Origin of the sequence: Klebsiella sp. HN106, from assembly GCF_051209435.1 — a bacterium.
Classification (GTDB): Bacteria; Pseudomonadota; Gammaproteobacteria; order Enterobacterales; family Enterobacteriaceae; genus Klebsiella; species Klebsiella oxytoca.
The window spans coordinates 46,130-61,614 of record NZ_JBLURD010000006.1; the positions used below are offsets into that span (position 1 = coordinate 46,130).

14 protein-coding genes and 2 tRNA genes are annotated in these 15,485 nt (G+C 52.8%); 14 read left to right on the forward strand and 2 right to left on the reverse strand.

The window, feature by feature from the left end; translation table 11 throughout:
- Positions 1-99 precede the first annotated feature (99 nt).
- Positions 100-576: a transcription elongation factor GreA gene (greA, locus tag ACSIPU_RS15945; RefSeq protein ID WP_004106115.1), complete on the forward strand. Its 477-nt coding sequence runs from the start codon at positions 100-102 to the stop codon at positions 574-576.
- A 152-nt stretch (positions 577-728) separates the two neighbouring features.
- On the opposite strand, the gene yhbY is transcribed toward greA, so the two are convergent.
- Entirely contained in the window at positions 729-1,022 is a 294-nt protein-coding gene (yhbY, locus tag ACSIPU_RS15950; protein WP_004139797.1) for a ribosome assembly RNA-binding protein YhbY, read from the reverse strand.
- A gap of 124 nt (positions 1,023-1,146) precedes the next feature.
- On the opposite strand from yhbY, the gene rlmE reads away from it, so the two are divergent.
- From rlmE to ACSIPU_RS15980, 6 genes are all read left to right on the forward strand, one after another.
- Complete coding sequence (gene rlmE / locus ACSIPU_RS15955; RefSeq protein WP_004106110.1) at positions 1,147-1,776, forward strand: 23S rRNA (uridine(2552)-2'-O)-methyltransferase RlmE; 630 nt, start codon at positions 1,147-1,149, stop codon at positions 1,774-1,776.
- A gap of 99 nt (positions 1,777-1,875) precedes the next feature.
- Entirely contained in the window at positions 1,876-3,810 is a 1,935-nt protein-coding gene (gene ftsH / locus ACSIPU_RS15960) for an ATP-dependent zinc metalloprotease FtsH (protein ID WP_004854549.1), read from the forward strand.
- 96 nt (positions 3,811-3,906) lie between these two features.
- Positions 3,907-4,755 (forward strand): dihydropteroate synthase, encoded by an 849-nt coding sequence (folP, locus tag ACSIPU_RS15965; protein ID WP_004106106.1) that lies wholly within the window; start codon positions 3,907-3,909, stop codon positions 4,753-4,755.
- Positions 4,748-6,085 carry a phosphoglucosamine mutase gene (gene glmM, locus ACSIPU_RS15970; RefSeq protein WP_004106105.1) on the forward strand — a complete coding sequence of 446 codons (1,338 nt, stop codon included), beginning with the start codon at positions 4,748-4,750 and terminating at the stop codon, positions 6,083-6,085. The genes folP and glmM overlap by 8 nt, the downstream gene beginning before the upstream one ends.
- Before the next feature lie 229 nt (positions 6,086-6,314).
- Positions 6,315-6,644, forward strand: coding sequence for a preprotein translocase subunit SecG (gene secG, locus ACSIPU_RS15975; RefSeq protein ID WP_004106103.1), 330 nt, complete (start codon positions 6,315-6,317; stop codon positions 6,642-6,644).
- Positions 6,645-6,658: 14 nt separating this feature from the next.
- Positions 6,659-6,745 (forward strand) — tRNA-Leu (locus tag ACSIPU_RS15980).
- 154 nt (positions 6,746-6,899) lie between these two features.
- On the opposite strand, the gene argG is transcribed toward ACSIPU_RS15980, so the two are convergent.
- Complete coding sequence (gene argG, locus ACSIPU_RS15985; RefSeq protein WP_004106101.1) at positions 6,900-8,243, reverse strand: argininosuccinate synthase; 1,344 nt, start codon at positions 8,241-8,243, stop codon at positions 6,900-6,902.
- A gap of 307 nt (positions 8,244-8,550) precedes the next feature.
- Between argG and ACSIPU_RS15990 the strand changes: the two genes are divergently transcribed.
- From ACSIPU_RS15990 to rpsO, 7 genes are all read left to right on the forward strand, one after another.
- Positions 8,551-8,627: transfer RNA gene (locus ACSIPU_RS15990), tRNA-Met, on the forward strand.
- A gap of 206 nt (positions 8,628-8,833) precedes the next feature.
- Positions 8,834-9,286: a ribosome maturation factor RimP gene (gene rimP / locus ACSIPU_RS15995; RefSeq protein WP_004125659.1), complete on the forward strand. Its 453-nt coding sequence runs from the start codon at positions 8,834-8,836 to the stop codon at positions 9,284-9,286.
- Positions 9,287-9,313: 27 nt separating this feature from the next.
- Complete coding sequence (gene nusA / locus ACSIPU_RS16000; RefSeq protein ID WP_435322237.1) at positions 9,314-10,801, forward strand: transcription termination factor NusA; 1,488 nt, start codon at positions 9,314-9,316, stop codon at positions 10,799-10,801.
- A 24-nt stretch (positions 10,802-10,825) separates the two neighbouring features.
- Positions 10,826-13,516 (forward strand): translation initiation factor IF-2, encoded by a 2,691-nt coding sequence (gene infB / locus ACSIPU_RS16005; RefSeq protein ID WP_004106093.1) that lies wholly within the window; start codon positions 10,826-10,828, stop codon positions 13,514-13,516.
- A 91-nt stretch (positions 13,517-13,607) separates the two neighbouring features.
- The gene (rbfA, locus tag ACSIPU_RS16010) at positions 13,608-14,009 is read left to right on the forward strand and encodes a 30S ribosome-binding factor RbfA (RefSeq protein ID WP_004106092.1); all 402 of its coding nucleotides are present in this window, start codon (positions 13,608-13,610) and stop codon (positions 14,007-14,009) included.
- Positions 14,009-14,953 carry a tRNA pseudouridine(55) synthase TruB gene (gene truB / locus ACSIPU_RS16015; RefSeq protein WP_004106091.1) on the forward strand — a complete coding sequence of 315 codons (945 nt, stop codon included), beginning with the start codon at positions 14,009-14,011 and terminating at the stop codon, positions 14,951-14,953. The genes rbfA and truB overlap by 1 nt, the downstream gene beginning before the upstream one ends.
- Positions 14,954-15,100: 147 nt before the next feature.
- On the forward strand, positions 15,101-15,370 hold the full coding sequence (gene rpsO, locus ACSIPU_RS16020; protein ID WP_004106090.1) for a 30S ribosomal protein S15: 270 nt from the start codon (positions 15,101-15,103) through the stop codon (positions 15,368-15,370).
- Positions 15,371-15,485 lie beyond the last annotated feature (115 nt).

Sequence of the window (15,485 nt, forward strand, 5' to 3'; positions counted from 1 at the left end):
TCCGGGTCGGTTTTCTTTTGCTCCGGCCATGCTCAAGACTTGACCGGCTGCGGAGCAGCGGCGTCTGCTCCATGAAGGATCGATAAAGAGGTATAACAAATGCAAGCTATTCCGATGACCTTACGTGGCGCTGAAAAACTGCGCGAAGAACTGGATTTCCTGAAGTCCGTACGTCGTCCTGAAATCATCGCGGCTATCGCTGAGGCGCGCGAGCACGGCGATCTGAAAGAAAATGCTGAGTATCACGCTGCCCGCGAACAGCAGGGTTTCTGTGAAGGACGCATCAAGGATATCGAGGCGAAGCTGTCTAACGCGCAGGTCATCGATATCACCAAAATGCCTAACAATGGCCGAGTGATTTTTGGTTCCACAGTCAGCGTTCTGAATCTTGATACCGATGAAGAGCAAACTTATCGTATCGTCGGCGATGACGAGGCCGATTTTAAGCAAAATCTGATCTCTGTAAACTCACCGATTGCGCGTGGTTTAATCGGTAAAGAACAGGATGATGTTGTCGTCATCCGTACACCGGGCGGTGAAGTCGAATTCGAAATTATCAAGGTTGAGTACCTTTAATCCGAATTTAACGCTACGATGTTGATGGATTGTAAAGAAAGGAAAAAGGCCGCGTAGCGGCCTTTTATCAACGTCCGGAGCATGGCATTTTGCTCGTCTACCCGCAGAAAACCCTCGATTTACACAAAGTTGTGTCGATAACCAGGATATTCTTAGCGTGGCAGCGAGATTTTACGCTCTTTAGTCGGGCGGTACAGAACCAGCGTTTTACCGATGACCTGTACATTACAGGCGCCGGTTTCGCGCACGATAGCTTCCACGATCAAGGTTTTAGTTTCGCGATCTTCCGAGGCGATCTTCACCTTGATAAGTTCATGGTGCTCTAACGCTTGTTCAATCTCGGCCAGTACCCCTTCGGTCAAACCATTGTTGCCAAGCATAACTACCGGCTTGAGCGGATGTGCCAGACCTTTCAGGTGCTGTTTTTGTTTAGTACTCAGATTCATCGTATTTTTTTGCTTACGTTGGGATTGAAAACGGTTCATTCTACCGCCATCTCCCATATATCGCCAAACTACCGCGTCGATTTTTACGTCGCGAAGTACGATGAACCCGAAATGGGAATGTTAAATGACAGGTAAAAAGCGTTCTGCCAGCTCAAGTCGTTGGCTTCAGGAACACTTTAGCGATAAATATGTTCAGCAGGCACAGAAAAAGGGGTTACGTTCCCGAGCCTGGTTTAAACTTGATGAAATACAGCAAAGTGACAAGATTTTTAAACCGGGGATGACGATAGTTGACCTCGGCGCTGCACCCGGTGGCTGGTCGCAATACGCGGTTACGCAGATCGGTAACAGCGGCCGCATCATTGCTTGCGATCTTTTACCTATGGATCCAATCGTTGGTGTGGACTTCCTTCAGGGCGACTTTCGTGATGAATTAGTCCTGAAAGCGTTACTTGAGCGTGTAGGTGACAGTAAAGTACAAGTTGTCATGTCCGATATGGCGCCAAATATGTGTGGAACACCGGCGGTGGATATTCCCCGGGCCATGTATCTGGTGGAGCTGGCGCTTGGAATGGCTCGAGATGTATTAGCGCCAGGTGGTAGTTTTGTAGTGAAGGTGTTCCAGGGCGAAGGCTTCGATGAGTATCTAAGAGAGATTCGCTCCCTGTTTACGAAGGTCAAAGTTCGTAAGCCGGACTCTTCTCGCGCCCGTTCGCGTGAAGTGTATATTGTAGCGACCGGGCGTAAACCATAGCCGGCAGATTTCAAACGAAAGTTTGAAAGACGCGGGATATAGAGTATCCTGACGCTGTTTTTAACACAGTTGTAATAAGAGGTTAATCCCTTGAGTGACATGGCGAAAAACCTAATACTCTGGCTGGTCATTGCCGTTGTGCTGATGTCAGTTTTCCAGAGCTTTGGGCCCAGCGAGTCGAATGGCCGAAAGGTAGATTATTCAACCTTCCTGCAAGAGGTCAATCAGGACCAGGTTCGCGAAGCGCGTATCAACGGACGTGAGATCAACGTTACCAAGAAAGATAGTAACCGTTACACGACTTACATTCCGGTTAACGATCCGAAGCTGCTTGATAACCTGTTGACGAAAAACGTCAAAGTGGTTGGCGAACCGCCGGAAGAGCCAAGCCTGCTGGCTTCTATCTTCATTTCCTGGTTCCCGATGCTGCTTCTTATCGGCGTCTGGATCTTCTTCATGCGTCAGATGCAGGGCGGCGGTGGCAAAGGCGCCATGTCGTTCGGTAAGAGCAAGGCGCGCATGCTGACGGAAGACCAGATCAAAACCACTTTTGCCGACGTCGCCGGTTGTGACGAAGCGAAAGAAGAAGTCGGTGAACTGGTTGAATACCTGCGTGAACCGAGCCGTTTCCAGAAGCTGGGCGGCAAGATCCCGAAAGGCGTCCTGATGGTCGGCCCTCCGGGTACCGGTAAAACCCTGCTGGCCAAGGCCATTGCAGGCGAAGCGAAGGTTCCATTCTTTACAATTTCAGGTTCTGACTTCGTTGAAATGTTCGTGGGCGTTGGCGCATCTCGCGTGCGCGACATGTTCGAACAGGCCAAGAAAGCGGCACCGTGCATCATCTTTATCGATGAAATCGACGCCGTAGGCCGCCAGCGTGGCGCGGGCTTAGGCGGCGGTCACGATGAACGTGAGCAGACGCTGAACCAGATGCTGGTTGAGATGGATGGTTTTGAGGGTAACGAAGGTATCATCGTTATCGCGGCGACCAACCGTCCGGACGTTCTTGACCCTGCGCTGCTGCGTCCGGGCCGCTTTGACCGTCAGGTTGTTGTTGGTCTGCCGGATGTTCGCGGTCGTGAACAGATCCTGAAAGTGCATATGCGTCGCGTACCGCTGGCGCCGGATATCGATGCGGCAATTATCGCCCGCGGTACGCCAGGCTTCTCCGGTGCTGACCTCGCAAACCTGGTAAACGAAGCTGCGCTGTTTGCCGCTCGTGGCAACAAGCGTGTGGTCTCGATGGTTGAATTCGAGAAAGCGAAAGACAAAATCATGATGGGTGCGGAACGTCGCTCCATGGTGATGACGGAAGCGCAGAAAGAGTCCACCGCGTACCACGAAGCGGGTCATGCGATTATCGGTCGTCTGGTGCCGGAACACGATCCGGTGCACAAAGTGACGATTATTCCGCGCGGTCGTGCGCTCGGTGTTACCTTCTTCCTGCCTGAAGGCGACGCTATCAGCGCCAGCCGTCAGAAGCTGGAAAGTCAGATTTCGACCCTGTACGGCGGTCGTCTGGCTGAAGAAATTATCTACGGCGTAGAGCATGTTTCTACCGGTGCGTCTAACGACATTAAAGTCGCGACTAACCTGGCGCGTAACATGGTGACCCAGTGGGGCTTCTCTGACAAACTCGGCCCGCTGCTGTATGCCGAAGAAGAAGGCGAAGTTTTCCTTGGCCGCAGCGTCGCGAAAGCGAAACATATGTCCGATGAAACGGCTCGTATCATCGACCAGGAAGTGAAGTCACTGATTGAGCGTAACTACAATCGTGCACGCCAGCTTCTGAACGATAACATGGACATCCTGCACGCGATGAAAGATGCGCTCATGAAATATGAGACCATCGATGCTCCGCAGATTGATGACCTGATGGCTCGCCGCGATGTTCGCCCGCCAGCTGGCTGGGAAGAACCGGGTTCGTCCAACAATTCTGACAATAACGGCACGCCTCGTGCGCCGCGTCCTGTTGATGAACCGCGTACGCCAAACCCGGGTAATACCATGTCAGAACAGCTGGGCGACAAATAAGTTAGCCGTCATTGATGCTGTTGTACTTTTAAAACCCCAGGGCGTTTGCTCCGGGGTTTTTCTTTTTCAATCTTTCTCTGACTCAGGGACATAGCGATGAAACTTGAAGCCCAGGGTTCAACCCTCGATCTCTCCCACCCCCATGTAATGGGAATTCTTAACGTTACCCCGGATTCGTTCTCTGACGGCGGGACTCACAATACGCTGGTAGAAGCCGTTAAACATGCCAATCTGATGATTAATGCCGGAGCGACTATTATTGATATCGGTGGGGAATCGACGCGCCCGGGGGCCGCAGATGTCAGCGTTGAGGAAGAGCTTGCTCGAGTCATTCCGACGGTAGAAGCCATTGCCCAGCGCTTCGAAGTGTGGATCTCCGTTGATACCTCTAAACCGGAGGTGATTCGTGAATCAGCGCGCGTGGGGGCGCATATCATCAATGATATCCGTTCGTTAACCGAGCCGGGAGCGCTGGAGGCTGCGGCGGAAACCGGCTTGCCGGTGTGCCTGATGCATATGCAGGGCCAGCCGAAGACTATGCAGGATGCCCCTAAATACGCGGATGTCTTTGCTGACGTTGAACGCTTTTTTGTCGAACATATTGTGCGCTGCGAGCGGGCCGGTATCGCAAAAGATAAATTGCTGCTCGACCCGGGATTCGGTTTCGGTAAAAATCTTTCCCATAATTATGAACTGCTTGCCCGACTCAGCGAGTTCCATCATTTCGGTCTTCCGCTACTGGTCGGTATGTCGCGTAAGTCGATGGTAGGCCAGTTGCTTAATGTCGGGCCGAAAGAACGCCTGAATGGCAGCCTGGCTTGCGCAGTCATTGCTGCAATGCAGGGCGCGCAGATTATTCGCGTCCATGATGTCAAAGAAACGGTAGAAGCGCTGCGTGTGGTGGAAGCTACCCTGGCCGCTAAGGAAAATAAACGTTATGAGTAACCGCAAATATTTTGGTACTGATGGTATCCGTGGCCGCGTAGGCGATGCGCCAATAACGCCAGAATTTGTCTTAAAGCTGGGCTGGGCGGCTGGAAAGGTGCTGGCGCGCCACGGTTCGCGCAAGATTATTATCGGTAAAGATACCCGTATTTCAGGCTATATGCTGGAGTCCGCGCTGGAGGCTGGCCTGGCTGCCGCAGGGTTATCGGCTTCTTTTACCGGCCCAATGCCAACGCCGGCAATTGCCTATCTGACGCGAACCTTCCGCGCGGAGGCCGGAATTGTGATCTCCGCTTCGCATAATCCGTTCTATGATAACGGCATTAAATTCTTCTCTATCGAAGGGACTAAGCTCCCGGATGAAGTTGAAGAAGCCATTGAAGCCGAAATGGAAAAAGAGCTGACCTGCGTTGATTCCGCCGAGCTGGGCAAAGCCAGCCGTATCGTCGACGCCGCTGGCCGCTATATCGAGTTTTGCAAAGGCACCTTTCCGAACGAGCTGAGCCTCAACTCCTTGAAGGTGGTGGTCGATTGCGCTCACGGCGCGACTTACCATATCGCCCCGAGTGTTTTCCGCGAGCTGGGCGCTCAGGTGATCGCCATGGGCTGTGAGCCTGATGGACTCAACATCAATGAAGAAGTCGGAGCGACGGATGTTCGTGCTCTGCAGGCGCGCGTGCTGGAGGAAAAAGCCGACCTGGGTATTGCCTACGATGGCGATGGCGATCGGGTCATAATGGTGGACCATGAAGGCAATAAAGTCGACGGTGACCAGATCCTCTACATCATAGCTCGCGAAGGTCTGCGCCAGGGGCAACTGCGTGGCGGCGCCGTCGGGACGCTCATGAGCAACATGGGGCTTGAACTGGCGCTCAAACAGCTGGGTATTCCTTTCGTTCGCGCGAAGGTAGGTGACCGTTATGTGCTGGAAAAACTGCAGGAGAAAGGCTGGCGCATCGGTGCCGAAAACTCCGGCCATGTGATCCTGCTGGACAAAACCACAACGGGGGATGGGATTGTCGCCAGCCTGCAGGTGGTGGCGGCGATGGTGCGTAACCATATGAGCCTGCACGATCTGTGTAGCGGAATGAAAATGTTCCCGCAGCTGCTGGTTAATGTCCGCTTTACCGAAGGTAGCGGTAACCCACTGGAACATGAACACGTAAAAGCGGTCACGGCAGAAGTGGAAGCCGAGCTGGGCAATCGTGGCCGCGTACTGCTGCGTAAATCAGGCACCGAGCCGCTGATTCGCGTTATGGTGGAAGGCGAGCATGAAGAAAAGGTACACGAGTTCGCCCATCGTATCGCTGATGCCGTAAAAAGCGTGTAATTTGTCTGGCTAAGTAATTAAAAAGGCGACGCTTGCCGCCTTTTTAATCGACAAAAAATCGCTTTTTGCTGTTTTTTTCCGCACTTGATACAATGCGTTGAAATTGCCCTTGCGAAGGTCATTCGCTTTGGTTAGTATTCACACCCGCTTCAGTGGGAAACGTTAATACGTCCCGCTTTATTGGTCGAAGCACTTGGTATGCGGCGAATCCGCAAGGAACAGGTTGATTATGTACGAAGCTCTTTTAGTTGTTTTCCTTATTGTAGCAATTGGCCTTGTTGGTCTGATTATGCTGCAGCAAGGTAAAGGCGCTGATATGGGAGCCTCCTTCGGAGCAGGCGCTTCCGGCACTCTGTTTGGATCCAGCGGTTCTGGTAACTTCATGACCCGCATGACTGGTATCCTGGCTGCGCTGTTCTTCATCATCAGTCTGGCGCTGGGTAATATCAACAGCAACAAGACCAACAAAGGAAGTGAGTGGGATAACCTGAGCGCTCCGAAAACTGAGCAAACTCAGCCGACAGCTCCGGCACAGCCGAGCAGCGACATCCCGCACTGATAAGTAGTATCCGTACCGAGGTGGTGGAATTGGTAGACACGCTACCTTGAGGTGGTAGTGCCCTAACGGGCTTGTGGGTTCGAGTCCCATCCTCGGTACCAATTTCCTGAAAAAAGACGCTGAAAAGCGTCTTTTTTTTCGTCCAGAGAAAAGTGCGCAGTCGCATAAGCGGCTGATATTCCTCTTCAGTTGGGGTCGGGATTTCACAGCATAAAAAAGGCCGCTTGCGCGGCCTTTACTGTTTTCTCAGGGATGTTACTTAGCTTTATTTTCCAGGTTTTCCACCTGCGGCAAGCCGGTGGCGGAAGAGGCGGTCAGCAGTCCGGACTGAGCGTAGCCAAACAGCTTATCGCGGGTATCGGTGATATCCAGATTGCGCATTGTCAGCTGGCCGATACGGTCCTCAGCGGAGAACATTGAGTCGCCTTTTTCCATGGTCAGGCGTTCTGCTTTATAGGTCAGATTATCTGACACGGTATTCAGGATGGAATAGTCGTTGCCGCGACGCAGTTCAAGGGTCACTTCGCCGGTGATTTGGCTGGCCACCCAGCGCTGCAGGCCGTCGCGTAGCATCAGAGCCTGTGAGTCGAACCAGCGCCCCTGATACAGCAGGCGACCCAGCTGACGACCGTGTGCGTGATATTGTTCGATGGTATCTTCATTATGAATACCGGTCAGCAGACGCTCATAGGCAATATGCAGCAGCGCCATCCCGGGGGCTTCATAAATGCCGCGGCTCTTCGCTTCGATGATACGGTTTTCGATCTGATCGCTCATGCCGAGTCCATGGCGGCCGCCGATGCGATTAGCTTCCAGCATCAGCTCAACGTCATCGCTAAAGGTCTGTCCATTCAGCGCAACCGGGTGGCCTTGTTCAAAGCGGACGGTGACTTCTTCCGCAGGAATTTTGACGCTTTCATCCCAGAACTTCACACCCATAATCGGGTTCACAATCTTGACGCTGGAGTTCAGGAACTCAAGATCTTTAGCCTCGTGCGTAGCTCCCAGCATATTGGAGTCGGTTGAGTAGGCTTTTTCAACGGACATTTTATAGTCAAACCCGCAGGAAATCATAAATTCTGACATTTCCTGGCGGCCGCCTAACTCGTCGATAAAGTCGCTATCCAGCCACGGTTTGTAAATTTTCAGCTCTGCGTTGGTCAGCAGGCCGTAACGATAGAAACGTTCGATATCGTTGCCTTTATAGGTACTGCCGTCGCCCCAGATGTTAACGCCGTCTTCTTTCATCGCGGCAACCAGCATAGTACCGGTCACTGCGCGGCCCAGCGGAGTGGTATTAAAGTAGGTCAACCCGCCGGTGGTGTTATGAAATGCGCCGCACTGGATTGCAGCAATACCTTCCGCAACCAGCTGCTTACGGCAGTCGATCAGACGAGCTCCTTCAGCACCATACTCTTTGGCACGACGAGGAATGGCTTCGTAATCGTCTTCGTCTGGCTGTCCCAGGTTAGCGGTATATGCATAAGGGACTGCTCCCTTTTTACGCATCCACAGCAGCGCGGCGCTGGTATCCAGCCCACCAGAAAAAGCAATACCAATACGTTGTCCTACCGGGAGATGCTTGAGAATCGTCGTCATAAAATAAAACCCTGCTAGAGAGACTGTGGTGAGTTTGACTCAACAATCTTTATTGCATTTTTATGCATTAATTGTGAGTTTTCATTTAATCATCTTTTGCTGGTGACAGGAAGAGGCGAAACCGCTTTTTACCAAAAAACCCTGAAATACCAGCACGAACCGAAACCCGCTATGTGAAATTCATGTTGACAAAATATATGAAGTATCAATACAATTCACTACGATTTTATGTCCCGTCTCTCGGTACCAAATCCCAGCAGTATTTGCGTCTTTTGCTCAAAACGAGTAAAATATGCCACGTTTCAGGCGCGGGGTGGAGCAGCCTGGTAGCTCGTCGGGCTCATAACCCGAAGGTCGTCGGTTCAAATCCGGCCCCCGCAACCACTTTCCCATTAAGTACTTTTTCAAATATACTGTGAGGACCGGGTCCTTCGTAGACGAATTTGAAAGAATTCTTCTGGAAAGTGTTCCAGATCGCAGTTGCGATCTCAGGGTTCAGTTATCTAAAGCCCCGATTTATCGGGGTTTTTTGTTATCTGACTTCAGAATAACTGGGCTATACGCCCTTTTTTTATGTCTTGGGGGTGGGTTTGTCCACATTAGAGCAAAAATTAACAGAGATGCTCACAGCGCCAGTTGAAGCGCTTGGCTTTGAGCTGGTCGGCATCGAATTTATTCGCGGTCGCACATCCACACTGCGCATCTATATTGATAGTGAAGATGGCATCAATGTTGATGATTGTGCTGATGTGAGTCACCAGGTCAGTGCTGTTATGGACGTAGAAGACCCGATTACAGTCGCTTATAACCTGGAAGTTTCTTCCCCTGGTCTCGATCGTCCTATGTTTACCGCCGAACACTATGAGCGTTTCATCGGCGAAGAAGTTTCGCTGGTTTTGCGCATGGCGGTACAGAACCGACGCAAATGGCAGGGCCTTATCAAAGCGGTAGACGGTGAGATGATCACGGTAACCGTCGAAGGCAAAGATGAAGTGTTCGCGCTGAGTAACATCCAGAAGGCGAACCTGGTTCCCCACTTTTAACAGTCTGGATTGAGGTGAAAGGCCCCGATGAACAAAGAAATTTTGGCTGTTGTTGAAGCCGTTTCCAACGAAAAGGCGCTGCCGCGTGAGAAAATTTTCGAAGCGTTGGAAAGTGCGTTAGCAACGGCTACTAAGAAAAAATATGAACAAGAGATCGACGTTCGCGTAGAAATCGATCGTAAAAGCGGTGATTTCGACACATTCCGTCGCTGGCTGGTTGTGGAAGAAGTCACCCAGCCGACGCGCGAAATCACGCTGGAAGCTGCGCGTTTCGAAGATGAAAGCATGAATCCTGGCGATTACGTCGAAGACCAGATTGAATCTGTCACCTTTGACCGTATCACTACGCAGACTGCGAAGCAGGTTATCGTACAAAAAGTACGTGAAGCCGAACGCGCAATGGTCGTTGATCAGTTCCGTGAGCACGAAGGTGAAATTATCACGGGCGTAGTGAAGAAAGTGAATCGCGACAACATTACGCTGGATCTGGGCAACAACGCTGAAGCCGTGATCCTGCGTGAAGACATGCTGCCGCGTGAAAACTTCCGTCCGGGTGACCGTATCCGCGGCGTACTGTACGCAGTCCGTCCGGAAGCGCGTGGCGCGCAGCTGTTCGTGACGCGTTCCAAGCCGGAAATGCTGATTGAACTGTTCCGCATTGAAGTTCCGGAAATTGGTGAAGAAGTTCTCGAAATTAAAGCGGCGGCTCGCGATCCTGGCTCTCGTGCCAAAATCGCGGTTAAAACCAACGATAAGCGCATCGATCCGGTGGGTGCCTGCGTCGGTATGCGCGGCGCGCGCGTTCAGGCGGTCTCGACTGAACTGGGCGGCGAGCGTATTGATATCGTGCTGTGGGACGATAACCCGGCGCAATTTGTCATTAACGCCATGGCTCCGGCTGACGTCGCCTCTATCGTGGTAGATGAAGACAAGCACACCATGGATATCGCAGTCGAAGCGGGCAACCTGGCGCAGGCCATTGGCCGTAACGGTCAGAACATCCGTCTGGCGTCTCAGCTGAGCGGCTGGGAACTGAACGTCATGACCGTTGATGACCTCCAGGCTAAGCATCAGGCTGAAGCCCATGCAGCGATTGATACCTTCACTAAATATCTTGATATTGATGAAGATTTCGCCACGCTGCTGGTTGAAGAAGGTTTCGCCACTCTGGAAGAACTGGCCTATGTGCCAATGAAAGAACTGCTGGAAATTGACGGTCTGGATGAACCGACCGTTGAAGCACTTCGTGAGCGGGCGAAAAACGCGCTGACCACGCTGGCGCTGGCCAAAGAAGAGAGCCTGGGAGACAGCAAACCTGCCGACGATCTGTTGAATCTGGAAGGCATGGATCGCACCCTGGCATTCACCCTGGCCGCCCGTGGTGTTTGTACGCTGGAAGATCTCGCCGAGCAGGGCATTGATGATCTGGCTGATATCGAAGGCTTGACCGACGAGAAAGCCGGAGAACTTATCATGGCCGCTCGTAATATTTGTTGGTTCGGCGACGAAGCGTAATAAACTGTAGCAGGAAGGAACAGCATGACAGATGTGACCATTAAAGCGCTGGCCTCAGAGATTCAGACCTCTGTGGATCGCCTGATACAGCAATTTGCTGATGCAGGGATCCGCAAATCGGCTGATGATTCTGTGACCGCGCAAGAGAAGCAAACCTTGTTGACGCACCTGAACCGTGAACACGGCTCAGCGCCCGACAAGCTGACGCTGCAGCGCAAAACGCGCAGCACGTTAAATATTCCGGGTACCGGTGGAAAGAGTAAGTCGGTACAAATCGAAGTCCGCAAGAAACGCACCTTTGTGAAACGCGATCCGCAAGAGGCCGAACGCCTTGCCGCGGAAGAGCAGGCGCAGCGTGAAGCGGAAGAGCAAGCCCGTCGTGAGGCAGAAGAAGCTGCCAAGCGCGAGGCGCAATTAAAAGCTGAACGTGAGGCCGCAGAACAAGCGAAACGTGAACTCGCCGATAAAGCGAAACGTGAAGCCGCGGAAAAAGACAAAGTGAGCAATCAACAAACCGACGATATGACCAAAACCGCCCAGGCTGAAAAGCAACGCCGCGAAAACGAAGCTGCGGAGCTGAAGCGCAAATCGGAAGAAGAAGCACGCCGCAAACTTGAAGAAGAAGCGCGCCGTGTAGCGGAAGAAGCACGCCGTATGGCTCAAGAAAACGAAAAGAACTGGACTGAAGCGCCAGAAACGCCTGAAGAGACCACTGACTATCACGTAACAACTTCTCAGCATGCGCGTCAGGCTGAAGACGATAACGATCGTGAAGTTGAAGGCGGTCGCGGCCGTGGACGTAATGCGAAAGCAGCGCGTCCGGCTAAGAAAGGCAACAAACACGCTGAATCGAAAGCCGATCGTGAAGAAGCCCGTGCGGCCGTTCGCGGCGGTAAAGGTGGTAAACATCGTAAGGGTTCGGCTCTGCAGCAAGGCTTCCAGAAGCCGGCTCAGGCGGTTAACCGTGATGTTATCATCGGTGAAACCATCACCGTTGGCGATCTGGCCAACAAGATGGCCGTTAAAGGTTCTCAGGTCATCAAAGCGATGATGAAGCTGGGCGCTATGGCGACGATTAACCAGGTCATCGACCAGGAAACCGCACAGCTGGTTGCCGAAGAGATGGGCCACAAAGTTATCCTGCGTCGTGAAAACGAGCTGGAAGAAGCGGTAATGAGCGACCGTGACACCGGCGCTGCGGCGGAACCGCGCGCACCGGTTGTGACTATCATGGGTCACGTTGACCACGGTAAAACCTCTCTGCTGGACTACATTCGTTCAACGAAAGTGGCCTCTGGCGAAGCGGGCGGCATTACCCAGCATATCGGTGCGTACCACGTCGAAACCGACAACGGTATGATCACCTTCCTGGATACCCCGGGCCACGCCGCGTTCACCTCTATGCGTGCTCGTGGTGCTCAGGCGACGGATATCGTGGTTCTGGTTGTGGCCGCAGACGACGGCGTGATGCCGCAGACCATCGAAGCAATCCAGCACGCGAAAGCGGCGGGTGTGCCGGTCGTGGTTGCGGTGAACAAAATCGATAAGCCGGAAGCGGATCCGGATCGCGTTAAAAATGAACTGTCCCAGTACGGCATTCTGCCGGAAGAGTGGGGCGGTGAAAGCCAGTTCGTCCACGTGTCTGCTAAAGCGGGTACCGGCATCGACGAACTGCTGGACGCAATCCTGCTGCAGGCTGAAGTTCTGGAGCTGAAAGCGGTTCGTAAAGGTATGGCGAGCGGCGCGGTTATCGAATCCTTCCTGGATAAAGGTCGTGGTCCGGTTGCTACCGTTCTGGTACGCGAAGGTACGCTGCACAAGGGTGACATCGTCCTGTGCGGTTTCGAATATGGTCGCGTTCGTGCGATGCGTAACGAACTGGGTCAGGAAGTGCTGGAAGCGGGTCCATCCATTCCGGTGGAAATCCTCGGCCTGTCAGGCGTACCGGCTGCCGGTGACGAAGTGACCGTCGTTCGTGACGAGAAGAAAGCACGTGAAGTTGCGCTGTATCGTCAGGGTAAATTCCGTGAAGTTAAGCTGGCTCGTCAGCAGAAATCTAAACTTGAGAACATGTTCGCCAACATGACCGAAGGCGAAGTTCACGAAGTGAACATCGTCCTCAAAGCGGACGTGCAGGGTTCTGTGGAAGCGATCTCCGACTCCTTGCTGAAACTGTCTACTGACGAAGTGAAAGTGAAGATTATCGGTTCCGGCGTAGGTGGTATCACCGAAACCGACGCAACCCTGGCCGCTGCCTCCAACGCGATTCTGGTTGGCTTTAACGTTCGTGCTGATGCATCCGCACGTAAAGTTATCGACGCGGAAAGCCTGGATCTGCGCTACTACTCCGTCATCTATCATCTGATCGACGAAGTGAAAGCAGCTATGAGCGGCATGCTGTCTCCGGAACTGAAACAGCAGATCATTGGTCTGGCCGAAGTCCGTGATGTGTTCAAATCGCCGAAATTCGGCGCCATCGCAGGCTGTATGGTTACTGAAGGTACGATTAAGCGTCATAACCCAATCCGCGTACTGCGCGACAATGTGGTTATCTATGAAGGCGAGCTGGAATCCCTGCGCCGCTTCAAAGATGACGTTAACGAAGTTCGTAACGGCATGGAGTGTGGTATCGGCGTTAAGAACTACAACGACGTTCGCGTTGGCGATATGATCGAAGTGTTCGAAATCATCGAGATTCAACGTACCATCGATTAATCGTTTAGTAGGCCGGGGAAGCGCAGCGCCACCCGGTTATACAAAATTAAAGGGGGCCGCGTGGCCCCCTTATTTGTCTGGAGAATTTATTATGGCGAAAGAATTTGGTCGCCCGCAGCGCGTGGCTCAGGAGATGCAAAAAGAGATCGCAATCATCCTGCAGCGCGAAATTAAAGACCCGCGTCTGGGCATGATGACCACGGTTTCAGGCGTCGAGATGTCCCGCGACCTGGCCTATGCCAAAGTGTTTGTGACCTTCCTGAACGACAAAGACGAAGCCGCCGTGAAAGCGGGCATCAAGGCTTTGCAGGAAGCGTCTGGTTTTATTCGCTCGCTGCTGGGCAAAGCAATGCGCCTGCGTATCGTGCCGGAACTGACCTTCTTCTACGACAATTCATTAGTCGAAGGAATGCGCATGTCGAACCTGGTGACCAGCGTGGTGAAACATGACGATGAGCGTCGTGTGAACCCGGACGACAGTAAGGAGGACTAATGAGTCGTCCTCGTCGTCGCGGTCGCGACGTGCACGGCGTACTGTTGCTGGATAAACCGCAAGGCGCATCCAGCAACGACGTGCTGCAGAAAGTTAAACGACTTTATAATGCTAACCGGGCAGGGCATACGGGAGCGCTGGATCCGCTGGCGACCGGCATGCTGCCGATTTGCCTCGGGGAAGCGACAAAGTTTTCCCAGTATCTGCTTGATTCTGACAAGCGCTACCGCGTGATTGCTAAACTTGGCCAGCGCACCGATACCTCTGATGCCGACGGCCAGGTGGTGGAAGAACGTCCGCTGACTTTTAGTCCTGAGCAGCTGGCAGCCGCGCTCGATGGCTTTCGTGGCGAAACCCAGCAGGTGCCGTCGATGTATTCGGCGCTGAAATACCAGGGGAAAAAACTGTACGAATATGCCCGTCAGGGGATTGAAGTACCGCGTGAATCCCGGCCGATTACGGTTTACGAGCTGCTGTTTATCCGCCATGAGGGGACGGAGCTTGAGCTGGAAATTCACTGCTCCAAAGGCACCTACATTCGCACGATTATTGATGATTTAGGCGAGAAACTTGGATGCGGCGCGCACGTCACTTTCCTGCGTCGCCTGGCGGTCAGTAAATATCCCGTCGAACGGATGGTGACGCTGGAACAGCTGCAGGCGCTGGTTGAACAAGCCAATGCGCAGGATATTCCCGCAGCCCAGCTGCTGGACCCGCTATTGATGCCGATGGACAGCCCGGCTTCGGATTACCCGCTGGTGAATATTCCGGAAACCTCCGCCATCTACTTTAAAAACGGTAATCCGGTGCGGACATCGGGTGCGCCGCTGCAGGGGCTGGTTCGCGTCACCGAAGGTGATGACGAGAAGTTTCTTGGCATGGGGGAAATCGATGATGAAGGCCGCGTGGCGCCTCGTCGTCTGGTGGTTGAATACCCTGCCTGAGCGCTTTCCTTGCGATAAAAGGCTGCTGCGAGTAGAATATCGCCGCTTAACGTCCGCCAAAGTGTTTTAACATTTGCGAGCGTTATATCAGGGGTTGCTGAATTAGAGATCGGCACCCTTTCTTTCTTTTAATTTTGGAGTTCGAAAATGTCTCTAAGCGTTGAAGCTAAAGCAAAAATCGTTTCTGAGTTCGGTCGTGGCGAAAACGACAGCGGTTCTACTGAAGTTCAGGTTGCACTGCTGACTGCACAGATCAACCACCTGCAGGGTCACTTTGCAGAGCACAAAAAAGATCACCACAGCCGTCGTGGTCTGCTGCGCATGGTTTCTCAGCGTCGTAAACTGCTCGACTACCTGAAACGTAAAGATGTTGCACGTTACTCTTCGCTGATCGAGCGTCTGGGTCTGCGTCGCTAATTCTGCGAGTTTCAGAAGAAGGGGCCTCACGGCCCCTTTTTTCGACCGGGCGGCAGCAATTCATTAAAAACTCATGTATTGTTGCTATTAATGATCTTCATGCAGAGGTTCGCGC